This is a genomic window from Pseudomonas sp. Sample_11 (assembly GCF_004307505.1).
Lineage (GTDB): Bacteria > Pseudomonadota > Gammaproteobacteria > Pseudomonadales > Pseudomonadaceae > Aquipseudomonas > Aquipseudomonas atacamensis.
In genome coordinates this window covers 79,612-99,614 of sequence record NZ_RCOD01000039.1, presented here as the reverse complement: position 1 = coordinate 99,614, position 20,003 = coordinate 79,612, and the positions used below count along the sequence as shown (strand labels likewise).

At 60.8% G+C, this 20,003-nt stretch carries 13 protein-coding genes; 6 read left to right on the top strand and 7 right to left on the bottom strand.

Annotated elements, in window-relative coordinates; genetic code table 11:
- Window positions 1-105 precede the first annotated feature (105 nt).
- Together D8U60_RS09965 and pap are read right to left on the bottom strand one after the other, a co-directional pair.
- The gene (locus tag D8U60_RS09965; protein WP_130900017.1) at window positions 106-1,290 is read right to left on the bottom strand and encodes a thiolase family protein; all 1,185 of its coding nucleotides are present in this window, start codon (window positions 1,288-1,290) and stop codon (window positions 106-108) included.
- 103 nt (window positions 1,291-1,393) lie between these two features.
- On the bottom strand, window positions 1,394-2,908 hold the full coding sequence (pap, locus tag D8U60_RS09960) for a polyphosphate:AMP phosphotransferase (protein ID WP_122611468.1): 1,515 nt from the start codon (window positions 2,906-2,908) through the stop codon (window positions 1,394-1,396).
- A gap of 227 nt (window positions 2,909-3,135) precedes the next feature.
- Here pap and mnmC point away from each other — a divergent pair, with 227 nt between their 5' ends.
- Window positions 3,136-5,115: a bifunctional tRNA (5-methylaminomethyl-2-thiouridine)(34)-methyltransferase MnmD/FAD-dependent 5-carboxymethylaminomethyl-2-thiouridine(34) oxidoreductase MnmC gene (gene mnmC / locus D8U60_RS09955; RefSeq protein WP_130900016.1), complete on the top strand. Its 1,980-nt coding sequence runs from the start codon at window positions 3,136-3,138 to the stop codon at window positions 5,113-5,115.
- Window positions 5,116-5,118: 3 nt separating this feature from the next.
- Here the strand turns inward: mnmC and D8U60_RS09950 are convergent, their stop codons facing one another.
- Complete coding sequence (locus D8U60_RS09950) at window positions 5,119-9,942, bottom strand: NEL-type E3 ubiquitin ligase domain-containing protein (RefSeq protein WP_130900015.1); 4,824 nt, start codon at window positions 9,940-9,942, stop codon at window positions 5,119-5,121.
- A gap of 318 nt (window positions 9,943-10,260) precedes the next feature.
- Between D8U60_RS09950 and D8U60_RS09945 the strand changes: the two genes are divergently transcribed.
- The 4 genes from D8U60_RS09945 (at window position 10,261) to D8U60_RS09930 (ending at window position 15,545) form a co-directional block, all read left to right on the top strand.
- Entirely contained in the window at window positions 10,261-12,033 is a 1,773-nt protein-coding gene (locus tag D8U60_RS09945; RefSeq protein ID WP_130900014.1) for an N-acetylglutaminylglutamine amidotransferase, read from the top strand.
- A 3-nt stretch (window positions 12,034-12,036) separates the two neighbouring features.
- Window positions 12,037-13,785 (top strand): N-acetylglutaminylglutamine synthetase, encoded by a 1,749-nt coding sequence (gene ngg, locus D8U60_RS09940; RefSeq protein WP_122700180.1) that lies wholly within the window; start codon window positions 12,037-12,039, stop codon window positions 13,783-13,785.
- Window positions 13,786-13,957: 172 nt separating this feature from the next.
- Window positions 13,958-15,148, top strand: a complete 1,191-nt coding sequence (locus tag D8U60_RS09935; protein ID WP_024013890.1) for an osmoprotectant NAGGN system M42 family peptidase — start codon at window positions 13,958-13,960, stop codon at window positions 15,146-15,148.
- A gap of 169 nt (window positions 15,149-15,317) precedes the next feature.
- Complete coding sequence (locus D8U60_RS09930) at window positions 15,318-15,545, top strand: YheU family protein (protein WP_003172962.1); 228 nt, start codon at window positions 15,318-15,320, stop codon at window positions 15,543-15,545.
- A 5-nt stretch (window positions 15,546-15,550) separates the two neighbouring features.
- On the opposite strand, the gene csrA is transcribed toward D8U60_RS09930, so the two are convergent.
- The 3 genes from csrA to D8U60_RS09915 form a co-directional block, all read right to left on the bottom strand.
- The gene (gene csrA / locus D8U60_RS09925) at window positions 15,551-15,736 is read right to left on the bottom strand and encodes a carbon storage regulator CsrA (protein WP_024013891.1); all 186 of its coding nucleotides are present in this window, start codon (window positions 15,734-15,736) and stop codon (window positions 15,551-15,553) included.
- A 133-nt stretch (window positions 15,737-15,869) separates the two neighbouring features.
- Window positions 15,870-16,202 (bottom strand): YnfA family protein, encoded by a 333-nt coding sequence (locus D8U60_RS09920; RefSeq protein ID WP_073472324.1) that lies wholly within the window; start codon window positions 16,200-16,202, stop codon window positions 15,870-15,872.
- A 63-nt stretch (window positions 16,203-16,265) separates the two neighbouring features.
- Window positions 16,266-17,081, bottom strand: a complete 816-nt coding sequence (locus D8U60_RS09915; protein WP_101156344.1) for an SDR family oxidoreductase — start codon at window positions 17,079-17,081, stop codon at window positions 16,266-16,268.
- A gap of 329 nt (window positions 17,082-17,410) precedes the next feature.
- Here D8U60_RS09915 and D8U60_RS09910 point away from each other — a divergent pair, with 329 nt between their 5' ends.
- Complete coding sequence (locus D8U60_RS09910; RefSeq protein ID WP_003183939.1) at window positions 17,411-17,563, top strand: DUF3309 family protein; 153 nt, start codon at window positions 17,411-17,413, stop codon at window positions 17,561-17,563.
- A gap of 72 nt (window positions 17,564-17,635) precedes the next feature.
- Here the strand turns inward: D8U60_RS09910 and D8U60_RS09905 are convergent, their stop codons facing one another.
- Entirely contained in the window at window positions 17,636-19,729 is a 2,094-nt protein-coding gene (locus D8U60_RS09905; protein WP_130900013.1) for an LTA synthase family protein, read from the bottom strand.
- Window positions 19,730-20,003 lie beyond the last annotated feature (274 nt).

Genomic DNA, 20,003 nt, shown 5'->3' with positions numbered 1-20,003 from the left:
CCATCGCTGGCAAGCCAGCTCCCACAGGATTTTTGACATATACAAAACCTGTGGGAGCTGGCTTGCCAGCGATGGCGATCTGACCGACGACAACGAACGGAGGATTCAGCGCACCGCCTCAAACAACCCACTCGCCCCCATCCCGCCACCCACGCACATGGTGACGATGCCGTAGCGCAAATTGCGTCGCTGCAATTCCCGGATCAGATGCCCGACCTGACGCGAGCCGGTCATGCCGAACGGGTGGCCGATGGAAATCGAGCCGCCGTTGACGTTGTACTTGTGGTTGTCGATCTCCAGCCGGTCGCGGCTGTACAGGCACTGCGAAGCGAACGCCTCGTTCAACTCCCACAGATCGATATCCGCCACTTGCAGGCCCTTGGCCTTGAGCAGTTTCGGCACCGAGAACACCGGGCCGATGCCCATTTCGTCCGGCTCGCAGCCGGCGACGGTGAAGCCACGGAAAAACGCTTTCGGCTTGAGCCCCAGTTCCAAGGCTTTATCCAGGCTCATCACCAGCGTCATCGAGGCACCATCGGACAGCTGCGAGGAATTGCCCGCCGTCACCGAACCGTCGTCGGCGAACACCGGTTTCAAACCGGCAAGGCTTTCGTAGGTGGTGTCCGGGCGGTTGCAGTCGTCGCGCTCGACGACGCCGTCGACAATCTGCACTTCGCCGCTGTTCTTGTCCTCGACGCGATATTTCACCGCCATCGGCACGATTTCATCATCGAACAAACCCGCAGCCTGGGCCTGGGCCGTACGGATCTGGCTTTGCAGCGCATAGCGATCCTGGGCCTCGCGGCTGACACCGTAACGGCGCGCCACCACTTCGGCGGTCTGGCCCATGGTGTAATAGATGCCGGGAGTCTGTTGCTTGAGCAGCGGGTTGATCAGGTGATCGGTGTTGACGCTTTTCAGGGTCAGGCTGATCGACTCGACGCCGCCGGCAACGATGATATCGCTGCAACCGGAGGCGATCTGGTTGGCGGCAATCGCAATGGCCTGCAAGCCCGAGGAGCAGAAACGGTTGAGGGTCATGCCGGCGGTGCCGGTGCCCAGGCGCGACAGTACCGCGACGTTGCGGCCGATGTTGTAGCCCTGCGCGCCCTCGTTGGAGCCGGCGCCGACGATGCAGTCCTCGACGCTGGCCGGATCGATATCGTTGCGGGTCAGCAGCGCATTGACGCAGTGGGCCGCCATGTCATCGGGGCGGGTCTGGTTGAACTTGCCGCGAAAGGATTTGGCCAGGCCGGTCCGCACGCTGTCGACGATCACCACTTCACGCATGGCATACCTCATTGTTGTTGTCGGTTGAGAGTGGACCTGAGCATAAGTCCACCTTCTTGCCGACCGCGAGGATCATTCACCCGGCGTATGCGCGGCCATCGCCTCAGTCCTTGTGCTTTTTGGCCTTCTTGTCGGATTTCTCGAACGCGTCTTCCAGCGCGCGGTTGATCGTGCGCAACACTTTCACCCGTGCCCAGCGTTTGTCGTTGGCCTCGACCAGCGTCCACGGCGCGATCTCGGTGCTGGTGCGATCAACCATGTCGCCGACCGCCCGGCGATAGTCGTCCCACTTTTCCCGATTGCGCCAGTCGTCCTCGGTAATCTTGAAACGCTTGAAGGAAATCTCTTCGCGCTCCTGAAAGCGCTCCATCTGCGTGTCCTTGTCGATGGCCAGCCAGAACTTGACGACGATGACGCCGGCATCGGCCAGTTGCTCTTCGAAGTCATTGATTTCGCCGTAGGCACGCAGCCAGTCGGCCGGGGTGCAGAAACCCTCGATCCGTTCGACCAGCACCCGCCCGTACCACGAACGGTCAAACACGGTGAATTTGCCCCGCGCTGGAATGTGCCGCCAGAACCGCCACAGATACGGTTGTGCGCGCTCTTCTTCGGTCGGCGCAGCGATCGGCACGATGCTGTACTGACGCGGATCGAGCGCCGCTGCCACGCGGCGAATCGCCCCGCCCTTGCCCGCCGCGTCGTTACCCTCGAACACCGCGACCAGCGCATGGCGACGCATGCGTTTGTCGCGCATCAGCCCGGATAGACGCGCCTGTTCGGTGATCAGTTGTTCTTCATAGTCTTTCTTGTCCAGACGCTGGGTCAGGTCGAGGCTGTCGAGCAGGTTCAACTGATCGACCGGCGTGCCCAGCGGCGCGGCACTGACTTCGTGTGGATTGACGTCGGCACGCTTGAGTGCACTTTGCAGGCCTTCGAGGAGAATCTTGCCCACCGCCAGGCTGCGGTAATTGGCATCGACGCCTTCGATGACATGCCACGGCGCGTAATCGCGGCTGGTACGGCGCAGCACGCGCTCGCCGTATTTGACGAACTTGTCGTAGGTCTGCGACTGCTGCCAGTCCAGCGGGCTGATGCGCCAGCTGTGCAGCGGGTCGTCGGCCAGCGATTTGAGCCGCGCTTTCATCTGCTTCTTGGACAGGTGAAACCAGAACTTGAAGATCAGCGCGCCTTCATCGCAGAGCATTTTTTCCAGACGCTCGGCGCCGGCGATGGCCTGGTCCAGACGCGGATCCTTGAACAGTCCGTGCACCCGGCCCTGGAGCATCTGGCTGTACCAGTTGCCGAAGAACACGCCCATCCGGCCCTTGGCCGGCAGCATCCGCCAGTAGCGCCACGCCGGTGGCCGTGCCAGTTCTTCATCGGTTTGCTGGTCGAAGGTGCGCACTTCGATCAGGCGCGGGTCCATCCATTCATTGAGCAGCTTGACCGTCTCGCCCTTGCCCGCCCCTTCGATGCCGTTGATCAGGATGATCACCGGAAAGCGCTTCTGCTGCTGCAACTCGAACTGCGCTTCCAGCAAGGCTTCACGCAGCGCAGGGACCGCCGCCTCATAAGTGTCTTTGTCGATGGCGTGACCGATTTCAGCGGATTCAAACATTGGACGGCTCCTTCCAGGGTTCAGCAAGACTAGCGGATGATTGCAGCACCTGAACAGATCGCAGCCTTCGGCAGCTCCTACATTTGCAATGCGTTTCCGTGTAGGAGCTGCCGAAGGCTGCGATCTTTTGAAATTTTCCCTGACACGCCCAAATCCCGTCTTGCGCTGGATCAGGCAGCTCGCGCGTGATCGGCTAGAATGGCCGCCTTGTGTTTGCCGAGCCTGCCATGAAAGCCGAAATGCCCCACGCCCAACTCGACTGGGACGACCAGGGACGCCCACGTTCGCGGGTGTTTGATGACGTGTATTTTTCCGACCAGTCGGGGCTGGAGGAAACCCGTTACGTGTTTCTTGAGCAGAACCGTCTGGCCGAGCGCTTTGCTGCGCTGCCGGCGGATGGTCGGCTGGTCATTGGCGAAACCGGCTTCGGCACCGGGCTGAATTTTCTCTGCGCCTGGCAGTTGTTCGAACAGCACGCGGTGGCCGGCGCGCGTTTGCATTTTGTCAGCGTGGAAAAGTACCCGCTGGCGCCTGCGGATCTGCGCCGGGCCTTGGCACTGTGGCCGGAACTCAAGCCATTGGCCGATCAGTTGCTCAAGCACTACGTGGCGATTCATCAAGGCTTTCAACGCATCACTCTGGCCAACGGCCGCGTGACGCTGACCTTGCTGATCGGCGATGCGCTGGAGCAACTGCCGCAACTCGATGCACAGATCGACGCGTGGTTTCTCGACGGTTTCGCTCCGGCGAAAAACCCGGACATGTGGACGGCTGAGCTGTTCGTCGAACTGGCGCGCCTGGCTGCGCCGGGCTCGACCATCAGCACCTTCACCAGCACCGGTTGGGTCCGGCGTCTGCTCAACGCTGCCGGGTTCAAGATGAAGCGCACACCGGGCATCGGCCACAAGTGGGAAATCCTGCGTGGCGAATTTCTCGGCTGGCCCGCCGAGGTGGCGGCGCCCCTACCGGCGAAACCCTGGTTCGCCCGCCCTGCTCCGTTGCGCGGTGAGCGCCGGGCGCTGGTGATCGGCGCCGGTCTGGCCGGCTGCGCGACGGCGTCGAGTCTGGCGGCGCGCGGCTGGCAGGTGAGTCTGCTCGAGCGTCACGCGGCGGTGGCGCAGGAAGCTTCGGGGAATCCGCAAGGCGTGCTCTATCTCAAGTTGTCCGCCCATGGCACGGCGTTGTCGCAGTTGATTGTCAGTGGCTTCGGTTACACCCGACGCCTGCTGGAAAGCCTGCAACGCGGCAGCGACTGGGATGACTGCGGCGTGCTGCAATTGGCGTTCAATGCCAAGGAAGCCGAGCGCCACGCGCAACTGGCGGCGGCGTTTCCTGAAGATCTCTTGCAGTGGCTGGAACAACCCGAAGCGCAGGCTCGCGCCGGTGTCGGCGTGGCCCACGGCGGCTTGTATTACCCCGAAGGTGGCTGGGTGCATCCGCCGGCACTGTGTCAGGCCCAGGCGATGCACGCCAACATTGAATTGCTCAGCCATCACGAAGCTTTGGAACTGCGCAAAGTCGCTGACCAGTGGCAAGCGTTCGACGGCGAGCGAATGCTCGCCAGTGCGCCGGTGGTGATCCTGGCCGGTGCTGCCGAAATCAAACGTTTTGCCCAGAGTGCCGAATTGCCGCTCAAGCGCATTCGCGGACAAATTACGCGTCTGCCTGAAACCGCAGACAGTCATGCGCTGACCACCGTGGTGTGCGCCGAAGGCTACGTCGCCCCGGCGCGTCTGGGCGAGCACACCCTGGGCGCGAGTTTCGACTTCAACAGCGACGACCTGACGCCCACGACTGCCGAGCACCAAGGCAATCTGGCGATGCTCGAAGAGATTTCCAGCGATCTGCTGAGCCGTCTGAACATCAGCGAGCAGCCAATTGAGAACCTTGAGGGCCGCGCAGCCTATCGCTGCACCAGCCCCGATTACCTGCCGATTGTCGGCCCGCTCGCTGATCTGCAAACCTTCAATCAAACCTACGCTGCGTTGAGCAAAGACGCCCGACAAGTGCCGGACCTCGCCTGCCCGTGGCTCGACGGTCTATACGTCAACAGCGGCCACGGTTCTCGCGGGCTGATCACCGCGCCGCTGTCCGGCGAACTGCTCGCCGCGTGGCTGGACAACGAGCCGCTGCCGTTGCCGCGCAGCGTGGCCGAAGCGTGCCATCCCAACCGGTTTGCCTTGCGCAAACTGATTCGCGGCAAGTGAATATCAGATGTCCGGCATCACACAGAGGCCGAGATCCACCAGGCGTATGGACTCTTCGGTCAGGCGCTTGATCACTGCCTCTTGTGCCTGCTCCTTTTCAAGCTGGAGGGCATTCGCCTGACTCACATAGTCGGCACTGAGCAGGGTGTCCGCCTGCTCATCGAGGGCACTCATGCGCGGCGCAAACGATTCATCGATCATTGAAAATTTGCGCGTAAACGTACGCTTCAGATAATCACGCCAGAACGTTCGCTCCTGCATGTATTTCAGCCATTGCGGGGAAAGTTCGGCAGTCATCACGCGATTTCTGGCGACCTCAAGATCAGCGGCTGTCACGCCACTCTGGGCATCGAACAGCATACCTTTCGGTTGACCGCGCAGCCCCAGCTCATCGGTCAGACCGATGCGATAAGCAAGGTTCATCTCCAGTGCATCGACCTTCGGCGCCCGGAGCGAATGCTCCAGGGCAATTTCTTCCAGCTTGTCCAGCCTGAACAGACTGCGGCCCAGTTCCAGCAGAGCTTTGGCAGTGACCTTGCGGCCGCTTGCCGCGCTGGTTACCCGCTCGACTTCCACCTCGACTTCCAGGCGACTGAACACCAGCGTTGCGTTGTCGGTGCAATGAAGCGGATCGGCAGCCGTGTCGAGCACTTGCTCACACAGCGGCCCGTCAGCTTCGGCCGCCTTCAGTACCGCCCAGACGCGTCGCTGCAAGTCGGCGCTGGCCTTTTTCCCGTCCGCGGTATCGCCCAGTTGCGCCAGCACGGTGAACAACCCATCGGCCTTCGGCTCGTTTCGCAATGCCGTCCAGATCCGCGTCTGTTCTGCCCACTCCTCGCCACTGTTCTTGGTCAACCAGAGCGAGCGGGCGTGTTGCTCGTTCATCCTGGCGATGTCATCGGGGAGGTAGTCCATACCGATGCCGAAATTATCGCGATAGTTTTCCAGATGCGTTTTGCTGCGTTCGGAAAAAGGATTCAGTCCCAGCTTGAGTGCGCTGGTGAAATGGCGTGTTTTCTGGAATAACCAGTCGGGCAGCTCTCTGATTTTATTCCCGGTCAGGTTCATCAATTCAATGTGGACGGAATTGGACAGGCCTTCTGGCAGTTCCGTGATGCCGGTGTCTTGCAGGGACAAGCGGCGCAGTTGCGTCATTTGACTGAAATCCGGGGTGGCGCCCAACGGATTCTTGTCCAGATTCAGGTAGCGCAACGTGCTCAGCCTGTTCAGCTTCGCCAGGGTCTGCTCGGTCAGCTTGAGCTGATTGTTTGCCAGGCTCAGCCGTTGCAGACGCGGCATGTGCGACAACACTTCAGGCAACCGGGTGATCGCGTTGCTGCCCAGTTCCAGCGAGTCCAGCTGTTTGAAAGACTTGAGGAAGTACGCCACATCATCCCCCAGCGCCATGTTGCGCATCGACAATTGCTCTATGTGGTCGAAGCTCACCGACGGCGGCAATGTTGGCACCTTACCGATGCGCATGCCGTCAAGGTTGAGGGTACAGAGGCTTTTTCCCTCTTCGTTGGTGGCCCAATGAAAGCGTCGAAATCCTTCTTCGATCAACTCGGCGGCGATTTTCCGGCTGTGCCGCGCTTCGGCCAGATCGCCACCCATGGCTTTCAGGGCCGCGGCATCTTCGCTCCAGACAAACAGCGCGTCACGCAGGGTTTGCAGATCCTGACGCAGGGCTTTGATGCGGGTCGCACGGCTCAACGGATCATCGCCCAGCTCATCGAGCAATTGGCTGAGCTGCTGCTGATTCAAGCGTGGATACAGTTTTCGCGCCTTGCGCAGCAGCGCCCGCGAATGCTCCGTCCCGGCAGCCTGATCGCTCTGCATGCAGGCCGGCTCGATAAGCCGAGGCTCAAACGTGCCGCGAACCAATGTCTGCGCCGTCTCCTCGCGTTCGTCCAGCGCCGCATCGAGCAATTTGCTGCGCAAGCGCACGGTGTCGGCCTGCGCAGACTCGCCCAACCCGGCGGCCGTCCGCTGACGCAACGGCAGCGCTTTGAGAATCGCGCTGTACAGATCCCCCGGCGCTGCTGCCACTTTGCCAAGTGACTTGCCGTCGCCACTGAACGCCTCGTAACCGGCAGCAGACTTCACCAGCGAGCAGGTATTTTCGGGTTTCGCAGCAGCATCGCCGATGGCTTCCAGGATCGGCCCGGCGAGTGTCTTGTCACGCACTTGCAAGCGCAATTGCGCATCCCAGCCGCTCAGTCGTGGCAGCAACTGAATGGCCAGTTTGTCGGTATCGGCATTGGCCAGTCGTGGCCAATGCAAACCTGCCAGGGCACGATCGAGTCGCACTGCGTTGATGTTTTGCCTGACGCGCTGCCCCATCCGTAACGGCACCTGCCCGGTCTCGCGCAGATGCAATCGTTCGATACTCGGCGCGCGCTCGATCACCTGCTGCCCATGGCGCGTCGCAATGGCGGCAAAGACCTTGCGCAACTTCAGCACATCGTCCGCCTCGCTCCGGTCATAACGCTGATACATACGCTCAAGCACCTCACGATGATCCGTCTTCAGCGCCGCGCCGAGCTTTTTTGCCAGCGCCGACTCTTCCAGGCTGGCGGCGGTTTTACCGCCGAGCAGAGCATCGACTTCGTTCTGGTACAGGCCATCAATGACCGTTCGCAGCAACTGCCCCGCCGCCAGTTGTTCACGGCTGACTGCCACGCTCAGAGCTTCGTCGGGCTCGCGGGTCGATGGATAAGTTGCCTCGACGCTGCCATCGGCGTCGGTAACCTCGATGTAGCGGTCGGTTGGCCAGCCCTTGAGCTTGGGCAATGCGTGCAATTGCTCCTCGGCGGGCTGGCCGGAATGTACTTCGCCGGCCTGCAGTTCGCGGGTCAGCTGGCGCAGTTGACGGGAGAGACGCACGCGTTCCACCGTGTCGCGCAGACGCTCCGGCAACGCCAGGTTATCGTTGAACGCCTGGAGCAATTGGTCATGACTGGTGCCACTGAGCCGACGCATGTTATCCAGGTCGCTGTCGGTGAATTCGCTCAGGTGCGGGTCGATGCGTTTGAGTGTGTACGCAGAACTTCCCCACTCCTCGGGCTCTTCGCCAGGAATGCGCCAGCCCCCCTCAACGTGTCGGGCCAACTCCGGGGCATAGGCGTCAGCGCGACTGGCATGCTCCAGACGCCACAGGCTGGCATCGGCATCGTAACTGCCGGCAAAGAATCGATGATCGACACGCCCGAGGGTTTTGCGGCCCACCTGATAAAACTCCTTGGAGCTGGCATCAATGGTGAATCCCGCCGGAAGTGAATGCTCATAGGCAACGAGATCGGGCTTCCACAGACGTGCCTTGCCTGCGTGATTGAGGATGGCCCGAAATTGCCCGAAGAACTCCGGGTGCGAGCGCAGCAGTTTGCCGCCCAGCGTGCCCAACGCCTTCTGCCCGCCGGCAAACGCCGCCATCAGCGCAATGTTCTCCACCACGCTGAGCAGGTGCGAAAGCGCTTGCTGATGATCGCCACGCTGCCAGTCTTCGACCCCTTCATACACTTCGCCGAGCAATTGCCCGACCGCAACGCCCCTCATCAGTTGGCCAAGGACCGGCACAAACATGCCTGCCACTGACGCGATGGTCACGCCCAGCTGGAGAAAATCCAGCAGACGTTTCTGGCGTGCGTCCTCATCGATATCTGCCGTCGGCACTGCCAGTTTGCGCGCATCGATCTGTAATTTGCCGACGTGACTCTGCACCATGAAATCAAAAAGCGGGACACTCATCGACAGTTGCCTGATGAGGCCCAACTCGCCTTTTTCCTCGAACGTTTTGAAGAAATCGGCCTTGTCATCCTCATCAAGGCATCGACCGAAATAATCCTTGTAGTCCGGTTTGCGCAGTTGTTGCGTGAGATAGTTTTTGAAGGCATTGAAGCTCGGATATTCGTACAACGCCCTCTCGGGCTCGCCCGCCATGTAGACCAGGCAACCATCCTCGGGATGTTCCTGCACCGAGCGCGCGCAGAACACCACGACGCCCCACACGCAGCTGTCCAGTATCTCGATGCCCTGCATGATCATCGGGTCGTTGCCGTGGCGCAGGGTTGCCGACGCCACGCCCTGGGCATCAATCAGATCCTGCAGCATGCGCAATCCCTGCGGAGTGATATCAGCCTTGAGCGCGGCCAGATGGGCGTCGAGCTGCAACAGGCTTTTTTTCATCGCGCCAATGTCGCGGGTCAGGACACTGCTGGTCAAGACTTTGCCGTCGGCATCGCGCAGGCCGAAGACTTGCTGGAAATGTTGCTGATATTTCTTGCCGAGGTCGAGCGTGCGGCACAACGCGGCGAACGCCTGCGGTGTCAGGCCCTGCACACCCGCAGGCGCACTGGCAATGCGCACGACACTGCCGGACGGGAAACCATCGGCTTGCTCCTCATCTTCAGTGAAGTTCTGCATCGCCGCCTGCAGCAGGGTTTGCGCGGCGTGTTTTACAACATCGATACCCGCCTGGTTGGTCGCCGTCGCATCGCAGCCGCAATCGTCACCCGGCAGACTGAGCACATCCTGTTCGACGTCATAGACCGCCGGCCACTTGGCGTTCAACGCAGCGGTGAGTTCTTTTTTGCAGAAACCGCGCAACGATTGCAATCCGGCCAGATCCTTGGCCACTTTGAGCTGCAGGCGATGCAGCTCGCGAGCGGTCTGATCCAGCGTCGCCAGCGTGTCGGTCGAAGCCTTGAGCAAATAAGGCGGCAGACTTTTCTCCAGGGCTTCGGCCGTGTCGAGGTCTGCGGTGGCTTCCAGCAGCGTGCCGAGCACTGAAGATGGAGCAAGGTTTTGTTTCTGTTGCTGCACTGACATGGCAATAGTCCTTTATTGCTGTTGGGGCTTTCGACCTTAGCGATGGTGTGAATGAATTGATAATGGAAAAAACTGCTGGCAAATGCCGCAAACACACGCAGTTTTTCGGCCTATAAAACAGCCCGCTACCGCCCCGCAAAAAAAACCGGCTAACGCTGCCAGGGCGCCCTCTAGCACCGACCTGCAGAGGCCGTAACGCCGCGCTTATAACTTATCGATCTAAAACTCCACCTACCGAGACAGGTCAGTTTCTGAGTACCCGCACTTTTCGCGTGGTACGGCTTGACCTTCCCCAACGGAAAAACCGGTAAGGACTTTATGTGCGGATTAGCTGGCGAGTTACGTTTTGATCAACAACCTGCAGACCTTGCAGCGATCGAGAGAATCACCCATCACCTGGCCCCTCGCGGCCCTGACGCGTGGGGCTTCCATGCCCAGGGGCCGATTGCCCTGGGCCATCGACGCCTGAAGATCATGGACCTGTCGGACGGCTCGGCGCAGCCGATGATCGACAGTCAACTGGGCCTGTCCCTGGCGTTCAACGGTGCGATCTACAACTTCCCGGAATTGCGCGCAGAGCTTGAAGCACTGGGTTATGCCTTCTATTCGGGTGGCGACACCGAAGTGCTGCTCAAGGGTTATCACGCCTGGGGCGAGGCACTGCTGCCAAAACTCAACGGCATGTTCGCCTTCGCCATTTGGGAGCGTGATGCCCAGCGCCTGTTCATCGCCCGTGACCGTCTCGGCGTAAAGCCGTTGTACCTGTCGCGCACTGGCCAACGCCTGCGCTTCGCCTCGGCACTTCCGGCGCTGCTCAAGGGCGGCGATATCAACCCGATCCTCGATCCGGTTGCGCTCAATCACTATCTGAATTTCCACGCGGTCGTACCTGCGCCGCGCACGTTGCTGGCCGGTATCGAAAAACTGCCGCCGGCCACCTGGATGCGCGTTGAAGCCGATGGCCGCACCGAGCAGAAAACCTGGTGGTCCCTGCCCTACGGCCCGAATGAAGACGAGAAAAACCTCAATCTGGAAGACTGGGTCGATCGCGTCCTCGACGGCACCCGCGAAGCGGTGGCGATTCGTCAGCGTGCGGCAGTGGACGTCGGTGTGTTGCTATCCGGCGGTGTCGATTCGAGCATGCTCGTCGGCCTGTTGCGCGAAGTCGGTGTAGAGAATCTGTCGACCTTCTCCATCGGTTTCCAGGATGCCGGCGGCGAGCGCGGCGACGAATTCCAGTATTCCGACCTGATCGCCAAGCACTACGGCACCCGCCACCATCAGTTGCGCATTGACGAGAAAGAAATCATCGAGCAACTGCCCGCCGCCTTCCGCGCAATGAGCGAACCGATGGTCAGCCATGACTGCATCGCGTTCTATCTGTTGTCCCGCGAAGTGGCCAAGCACTGCAAAGTGGTGCAGAGCGGCCAAGGCGCGGACGAACTGTTTGCCGGTTACCACTGGTATCCGCAGGTCGACGGCGCGGCGGACCCATACGCCGCCTACCGCGATGCGTTCTTCGATCGCAGCTACGACGACTACGCGGCGACGGTCCAGCCGAAATGGCTGGTCGACCACGATGCGGCGGGCGATTTCGTCAAACAGCACTTTGCCCAGCCCGGCGCCGAGGCTGCCGTGGACAAGGCGCTGCGTCTGGACAGCACAGTGATGCTGGTCGATGACCCGGTCAAACGCGTCGACAACATGACCATGGCCTGGGGCCTGGAAGCGCGTACGCCGTTTCTCGACTATCGACTGGTCGAACTGTCGGCTCGCGTTCCGGGCAAATTCAAGCTGCCCGATGGCGGCAAGCAAGTGCTCAAGGAAGCCGCGCGTCGGGTCATTCCCAGCGAAGTGATCGACCGCAAGAAAGGCTATTTCCCGGTGCCGGGTCTCAAGCACTTGCAGGGCGACACGCTCAATTGGGTGCGCGAGCTGCTGCTGGATCCGAGCCAGGATCGCGGCCTGTTCAACCCGAGCATGCTCGACAAGCTTTTGACTGATCCGCAAGGCCAGCTGACCCCGTTGCGCGGCTCGAAACTGTGGCAATTGGCAGCCCTGAACCTGTGGCTCAGTGAACAAGGAATCTGATTGATGAAACCCCATGCCACGTCCATCAACCAACGCCTGTTGCGTGGTCAGGCCCCCTCGTATGAACGTTTGCAGGCGCGCCTGGCCGAAGACGGCAGCGAGCCTGCCAGCGCCCCGATTGCCGTGCATTGCGGTTGGGGCCGGCTGCTGATCGGTCACACCTTTCCCGACCCGGCGTCGCTGGCGCAGGAGCTGCTCAACGAGCAACCCGGCGAGCGCGATATCGCCCTGTATGTTGCCGCACCGCAGCAGATTCTCGGCCTCGAGCCGACGCAGCTGTTTCTCGATCCATCCGACACCCTGCGTTTGTGGTTCAGCGATTACCGGCAGGCCACGCGGGTGTTTCGCGGCTTCCGCATTCGTCGTGCGCAGAGTGAAACCGACTGGCAGGGCATCAACCGTTTGTACCAGGCGCGCGGCATGTTGCCGATCGATCAGGAGTTGCTCACCCCGCATCATCAGGGCGGCCCGGTCTACTGGCTGGCGGAAGACGAAGACAGCGGCGCGGTGATCGGCAGTGTCATGGGCCTCAATCATGAAAAAGCCTTCAACGATCCGGAACATGGCAGCAGCCTCTGGTGCCTGGCGGTCGACCCGCATTGCTCGCGCCCCGGCGTCGGCGAAGTGCTGGTGCGACATTTGGTCGAGCACTTCATGAGTCGCGGCCTGGCTTATCTGGATCTGTCGGTGCTGCACGACAATCGTCAGGCGAAAAACCTTTACGCCAAACTGGGTTTCCGCAACCTGCCGACCTTCGCCATCAAGCGCAAGAACGGCATCAACCAGCCGCTGTTTCTCGGCCCGGGCCCGGAGGCGAATTTCAATCCTTACGCGCGGATCATCGTCGAAGAAGCGCATCGACGCGGTATCGACGTGCAAGTCGATGACGCCGACGCCGGGCTGTTCACCCTCAGCCATGGCGGCCGTCGCGTGCGCTGCCGCGAGTCGCTGAGCGATCTGACCAGTGCGATCAGCATGACCCTGTGCCAGGACAAAAGCCTGACCCACAAGGTGCTGAAAGGCGCAGGTCTGAAACTGCCCGCGCAGCAACTGGCGGGCAACGCCGACGACAACCTGGCCTTCCTCGACGAACACCAACGGGTGGTGGTCAAGCCTCTCGATGGCGAACAGGGCCACGGCGTCGCGGTGGATCTCCGCACCATCGAAGAAGTGCAGAAGGCCATCGAAACCGCCAAGCAGTTCGACAGTCGCGTGCTGCTGGAAAGCTTCCACGAAGGCCTTGATCTGCGCATCGTGGTGATCGGTTTTGAAGTGGTGGCGGCGGCGATTCGCAAGCCCGCCGAAGTGGTCGGCGATGGTCAGCATTCGATTGGTGCGCTGATCGAAGCGCAGAGCCGCCGCCGGCAAGCGGCCACCAGTGGCGAAAGCAAGATTCCGCTGGACCACGAAACCCAACGCACGCTGCATGCCGCCGGTTACGACTACAGCAGCATCCTGCCGGCCGGCGAGCATCTGTTCGTGCGGCGCACGGCCAACCTGCACACCGGCGGGACGCTGGAAGACGTGACCGACATTCTTCATCCAACGCTGGTCGACGCGGCCGTGCGCGCGGCGCGGGCGCTGGATATTCCAATGGTCGGGCTCGATCTGATGGTGCCGGCAGCGGATCAGCCCGAGTACGTGTTCATCGAAGCCAACGAACGCGCCGGCCTCGCCAACCATGAACCGCAGCCGACGGCGGAGCGCTTTGTCGATCTGTTGTTTCCGCATAGTCAGCCGGCGATCTCTTGATTACCCAGCGGCTGCACTGACGCCATCGCTGGCAAGCCAGCTCCCACAGTTCCCGCGGTATACACAACACTGTGGGAGCTGGCTTGCCAGCGATGAGGACCGATCAGGCGCCACAAATCTTTCTCTCATCGAAACCATCGGTGTGCTCAACCCATCAGGAGTTTCCATGACCATGACCACACAAATCCCTGAACCGGATCTGGCTTACCTGCAAAAAGTCCTGCTGGAAATGCTCGCCATTCCCAGCCCTACCGGGTTCACCGACACCATCGTGCGCTATGTCGCCGAGCGTCTCGAAGAGCTGGGCATTCCGTTCGAAATGACCCGGCGCGGCACGATTCGCGCGACGTTGAAGGGCAAAAAGAGCAGCCCTGACCGCGCAGTGTCGGCGCACCTGGACACCATCGGCGCCGCCGTGCGTGCGGTGAAAGACAACGGTCGCCTGACCCTCGCCCCGGTTGGTTGCTGGTCGAGCCGTTTTGCCGAGGGCAGCCGGGTCAGCCTGTTTACCGACACCGGGGTGATTCGCGGCAGCGTGTTGCCGCTGATGGCGTCCGGGCATGCGTTCAACACCCAGGTCGATGAAATGCCGATCAGTTGGGACCATGTCGAGCTGCGTCTGGACGCCTACTGCACGACCAAGGCCGATTGCGAGTCGCTGGGCATTCATGTCGGCGACGTGGTGGCCTTCGATCCGCTGCCCGAGTTCACCGAAAGCGGCCATATCAGCGCCCGCCACCTCGACGACAAGGCCGGTGTTGCCGCATTGCTCGCTGCTCTGAAGGCGATTGTCGACAGTGGGCAGGAACTGAACATCGATTGCCATCCACTGTTCACCATCACCGAGGAAACCGGCAGCGGTGCAGCGGCGGCATTGCCGTGGGACGTCAGCGAATTTGTCGGCATCGACATTGCACCGGTCGCCCCCGGCCAGCATTCCAGCGAACACGCGGTGAGCGTGGCGATGCAGGACTCCGGCGGGCCGTATGACTATCACCTGTCGCGGCATCTGTTGCGTCTGGCCGATGAACACGAATTGCCGGTGCGCCGTGACATGTTCCGCTATTACTTCAGCGATGCGCACTCGGCGGTCACCGCCGGGCACGATATTCGCACCGCCCTGCTCGCTTTCGGCTGCGATGCCACTCACGGCTACGAGCGTACGCACATCGACAGTCTGGCAGCGCTCAGCCGTTTGCTTGGTGCGTACATCCTCAGCCCGCCGGTCTTTGCCAGCGACGCGGCACCGGCCAATGCTTCACTGGATCGCTTCAGCCATCAGATTGAGCATGACACGCAGATGGAAAGCGAAACCCGCGTGCCGCCGGTGGACAGTCTGGTGGGGCAGCGTTCTGACAGTTGAGCCTTCGGTGAACAGATAACCGCCTTCGCGAGCAGGCTCGCTCCCACAGGGGATCGCTTTCAAATGTGGGAGCGAGCCTGCTCGCGGATGGGCCGGCAAGACCGATACAGAACTGGCAGACGAAACCCAATCCCCGTAGCATCCCGACATTGATTTGACCGAGGTGCCCATGCTCATTCCCCACGACGCGCTTGAAGTCGACACCCTCACCCGCCTGATCGAGGATTTCGTCACCCGCGACGGTACCGACAACGGCGATGACACCCCGCTGGAAACCCGCGTCCTGCGCGTGCGCCAGGCACTGACCAAAGGCCAGGCCCTGATCGTGTTCGACCCGGAAAGCGAACAGTGCCAGCTGATGCTCAAGCACGACGTACCCAAGCATCTGTTCGACTGAAACCGTCAGCCAGCCTTCGCCGCGGCCTCCTTGCGCTTGATCCGGTCATAGACCTCGGCGCGGTGTACATGGACCTTTTTCGGCGCCTCGACGCCGAAGCGCACGCTGGAGCCGTTGACCGACAGAACACGCAGGGTGATGTCGTCTCCGATTGAAATCAACTCACCGACCACACGGCTGAGTACAAGCATGGGATTCATCCTTCAGGACTGGCAAACCCTGAAGATGCGCGGCTTACAGCGTCTTCACAATCCACGACGAGCAAATCAGTCTTGCCCTACAGCTGCCCACGCCCGCAGCTGTCAGACGCTTCGCACAAAAGCCTCAGGCGGCGGAAAAGCGCGGCCCGAACAGAATGATGCTGGCACCGACCACGCACAGCGCCATGCCGATCCAGTCCGAGCCCAGCGGACGCACCCGCTCGACCACCGCCAGCCAGCCAATCGAAGCAACGATGTAGATCCCGCCATACGCGGCATAGGCGCGCCCGGCGTAGGCCGCTTCAACACGGGTCAGCAACAGCGCGAACAGGGTCAGGCTGAGCAATGCGGGAAGCACCCACAACGCACTCTTGCCCTGGCGCAGCCACATGTAGAAGGCAAAACAGCCGGCGATTTCAAACAGCGCCGCAAGGAAGAACCACAAGTAATTGAGCATGGAGGCGTCTCGACAGGGTGACCGTGGCGGCCACCCTAACGACGCGGCGGGAATCGGACAAGATCAAGCGTTGTTTTGTTTGGCCTTGGCGCGCATTTTCTCGGCCATGGAAGTCATCTCGTTGTAGAGCAGTTGCGGATTCTTCTGTTTCAGCGCCCAGGCCATGCGCCCTTGTTCGTGGGGCAGAATCATGAACTCACCGGCGGCGACTTGCTGATAGATGTAGTCAGCGATGTCGGCGGCACTGATCGGCGAACTTTCCAGCAACTTGCCGACCTGGGCTTTCATGGCCGGGGTCGGGCCGCGGAAAGAATCGAGCAAGTTGGTCTGGAAGAACGATGGGCAAACCACATGCACCGCCACTTCCTGCTGCGCCAGTTCGATCAGCAGACTTTCCGACAACGCCACCACGCCGGCCTTGGCTACGTTGTAATTGCTCATTGCCGGGCCTTGCATCAACGCGGCCATGGAGGCGATGTTGATGATCTTGCCCTTGCTCTGTTCCAGCAGCGGCAGGAACGCCTTGCAGCCCTTGACCACACCCATCAGGTTGATCGCGATCTGCCAGTCCCAGTCTTCCAGCGACAACTCGCTGAAGAATCCGCCCGAGGCGACGCCGGCATTGTTGACGATGATGTCGATGCCGCCGAGCTTCTCCTCGCACGCCTGGGCGAAGGCGGTGAGCTGGCTGTAATCACGCACGTCACAGCGCTGAATGAAGCCGTCACCGCCCGCCTCGCGCACCAGTTTCAGGGTTTCCTGCAGGCCGGGTTCACTGACATCGGACAAGGCCAGCCGCCAGCCTTCACGGGCCCAGCGCAGGGCGATTTCGCGACCCAGGCCTGAGCCTGCACCAGTGATCATCATGCGATTTTGCATAGCGGACAGCCTTGTTGTTCCGGGAGAGATGCGCCGAGTGTAGCGAAGGAACTTCGTTCACCCACGCTCCATCCAGTTGCTGAATGGAGGATCAAAAGATTCCAGCCGTCATCGTTCCGGTTGGTCTCATGTAGGAGCTGACGAGTGCAACGAGGCTGCGATCTTTTTGCTGGAAAGGAAATAACCGAGCAATCCAAATACATTAAAAAAACATTGAATTTTTTTTCATCGGCGCAAGTCGGAACATGTAAGCCGGCTGGAATTTAGTTGCTCTCCAGCTGCCCACTGAGCATCAAGACTCTTCCAGACTCTGAACAAGGAAATCACCCATGGGCACAATTCTAATCATCATCCTGATCCTGTTGCTGATCGGTGGTCTGCCGGTCTTCCCGCACTCCAGAAGTTGGGGTTATGGCCCGTCGGGTATTATCGGCGTGGTGTTGGTCGTGCTGCTGGTGCTGTTGTTACTCGGCAAGATATGACGATTTGAAGCTGTAAAAAAAGAGGCCCTTGTTCAAGGGCCTCTTTTTTATTGCGTGGACTTTAACCAGTCATCAGTCCGGCTTGCCGTGAATGACACCGGCGGTGTTATCCAGCAGGCTCTTGGTCGCGGTTTGCAGGAACGCTTCAAGTTTGAGTTTGAGTTCGGCAGTGCGCGGCGCGTCTGGCACAACTTCGGCGTGCGGGTTGGCGCCAAGTTGGTATTTCCAGATTTTCGGGCCCATGTCCTTGTCACGCGGCAGCACCAGAATCTCATCGGCGGTGACGATGGCGGTGGTCTGCTCGCTGCCCGAAGGCTTGATCACGCCAAAACCGGTGTCGCCCTGCGGCAGGTTGAGCAGGTCGCGGCCCCAGCACTGGTGACGCACTTCACCACCGAGACGGCCCATGATGGTCGGCACGATGTCGATCTGCGTGCCCACGGTGTGGTCGCGGGTACCGAACTTCTGCTGGATGCCCGGGGCAATCATCAGCATCGGCACGTTGAAGCGACCCAGGTCCATTTCAGTGATCTGGCGCTCGTTGCCGAAGCCGTGGTCGCCGACGATGACGAACAGGGTTTCGTTGAAGTACTTCTCTTTGCGCGCCTTCTCGAAGAACTGGCCGAGCGCCCAATCGGAGTAGCGCATGGCGGTCAGGTGTTCGTTGAGGCTGCCACGGTCAGTGACGCGCTCGACCGGCAATGGCGTGGGCAAGGCGTACGGCGTGTGGTTGGACAGGGTTTGCAGCAGCGCGTAAAACGGCTTGCCGTTTTCCCGCGCCTTCAGCTCTTGCAGGCCACGATCGAACATGTCCTGGTCGGACACGCCCCAGGTCGGATCGGAGAACACCGGATTGACGAAGTCGTTGCGGCCAACGAAGTTGGTCATGCCCTGGTTGCTGAAGAAGCCCGACTGGTTATCCCAGGCGAAATCACCGTTGTAGACATAGACATCGTCATAGTCGCGGGCGCTGAGCAACTGCGGCAGGCCGGACAGTTTGTGGCTGCCTTCCGGGGTTTGCATCAGGTATTCGAAACCCGGCAGGTTGGGGAAGCAGGCCATGGTCGCGAACATGCCCTGGTGGGTGTGGGTGCCGTTGGAGAAGAAACGGTCGAACAGCAGACCTTCCTTCGACAGCTTGTCCAGGTACGGGGTGATATTGCCTGGCGCGCCCAAAGCACCGACCGAGTGACCGGCCATGCTTTCCATCAGGATCACCACGACGTTCTTGATCGGCAGGGTCTTGTCGGCCGGCGGCATGTAGTCGCGGCGAACAGCGGCGATGTCGGCATCGACCAGTTTGTCGTCCGGCATCAACAGCATGTCGCGCACCACTTGCTGCGCCTGTTCCTGCGGCAGGGTGGCTTTCCAGATGTTGTCGCGGTCTTCGCCCATGCGCGCCTTGGCTGCGGCGACCAGCGACAGCGTGCCGTTGAGGCCGAGCTGGTTGGCGAAGTTGGAATCGGTGGTGTAGACGTCACCCCAGCGCATCGGCGGGCCCTGACGCAAGGTGCCGCGAGCGGCGACGACGCAGATCAGCAGGCAGACTACGAACACCGCCAGGCGGGTGTACCACGGCGCAACCTGACGGGAGCTGACGCTGCCGCCGCTGAACGGTCCGCGCGGGCGGGTGGCACGGTCGGCGCCTTTGAACGCCAGGGTCAGAATGACCGTGCCGATTACCCATGCCAGCACATAGCGCACCACCGGGAAACCGTACCAGAGCATGCTCATTACGGTTTTCGGGTCTTCCTTCACGTACTGGAACACCAGACCATTGAGGCGCTGGTGAAACTCGCGGTAGAAGTCCATCTCCATCAGGCCGAGGAACAGCGCGATGCTCGATGCGACGGTCAGCCACAGTCGGAAGAAACCGCGCGCGGCCATGGCCCGGGCACTGAACAGCGCCAGCACCAGCGGAATGCACAGGTAGACCACCAGGCGCAGGTCGAAACGCAGACCGTTGACGAACGCTTCAAGGAAGGTCGCGGCTGGGGTGTCGAGGATCATCTCGCGGTTGTAGACCAGCAGCGCGAGGCGCAGCGCGGAAAACATGACCATCATGACCAGTGCGCACAGCAGCGTGTAGGCCAGATGCGATTTGACGGTCGGTTGCAGCAGACGAGCAGAAGATCGCTGCTGACTCAGGGCGTCCGGGTTTGCCATGTCGTTTTAGGACCCATTGGAAGTTGAAGTTGCAAAAATACAGCGGCGCCATGCCCTCTATTGGTCAATCCAGACCCCGGGGCGTGCGCGGTGCGCAAATGTTGCACGATCGTTCACACCATTGCCATTGATTACTGCCCTGCTCCTCGAGACTTTCATTCGAAGGGTTGGCAGCGCTATGGCAGGCAACAAGTGCGGGCGAATTGTCTTGGAGACTTTGTGAAAATTTCGTGCAACGCATATCTGGAAATACAATTTAGAGACAAAACAAAAC

Bases quoted from the DNA above. Each gene is read 5' to 3' on its own strand.
- mnmC (WP_130900016.1), top strand. From the start codon at position 3,136: ATGAAAGCCGAAATGCCCCACGCCCAACTCGACTGGGACGACCAGGGA.
- D8U60_RS09965 (WP_130900017.1), bottom strand. From the start codon at position 1,290: ATGCGTGAAGTGGTGATCGTCGACAGCGTGCGGACCGGCCTGGCCAAA.
- D8U60_RS09915 (WP_101156344.1), bottom strand. From the start codon at position 17,081: ATGCAAAATCGCATGATGATCACTGGTGCAGGCTCAGGCCTGGGTCGC.
- ngg (WP_122700180.1), top strand. From the start codon at position 12,037: ATGAAACCCCATGCCACGTCCATCAACCAACGCCTGTTGCGTGGTCAG.
- D8U60_RS09950 (WP_130900015.1), bottom strand. From the start codon at position 9,942: ATGTCAGTGCAGCAACAGAAACAAAACCTTGCTCCATCTTCAGTGCTC.
- D8U60_RS09910 (WP_003183939.1), top strand. From the start codon at position 17,411: ATGGGCACAATTCTAATCATCATCCTGATCCTGTTGCTGATCGGTGGT.
- D8U60_RS09935 (WP_024013890.1), top strand. From the start codon at position 13,958: ATGACCACACAAATCCCTGAACCGGATCTGGCTTACCTGCAAAAAGTC.
- D8U60_RS09945 (WP_130900014.1), top strand. From the start codon at position 10,261: ATGTGCGGATTAGCTGGCGAGTTACGTTTTGATCAACAACCTGCAGAC.
- D8U60_RS09905 (WP_130900013.1), bottom strand. From the start codon at position 19,729: ATGGCAAACCCGGACGCCCTGAGTCAGCAGCGATCTTCTGCTCGTCTG.
- csrA (WP_024013891.1), bottom strand. From the start codon at position 15,736: ATGCTTGTACTCAGCCGTGTGGTCGGTGAGTTGATTTCAATCGGAGAC.
- pap (WP_122611468.1), bottom strand. From the start codon at position 2,908: ATGTTTGAATCCGCTGAAATCGGTCACGCCATCGACAAAGACACTTAT.
- D8U60_RS09930 (WP_003172962.1), top strand. From the start codon at position 15,318: ATGCTCATTCCCCACGACGCGCTTGAAGTCGACACCCTCACCCGCCTG.
- D8U60_RS09920 (WP_073472324.1), bottom strand. From the start codon at position 16,202: ATGCTCAATTACTTGTGGTTCTTCCTTGCGGCGCTGTTTGAAATCGCC.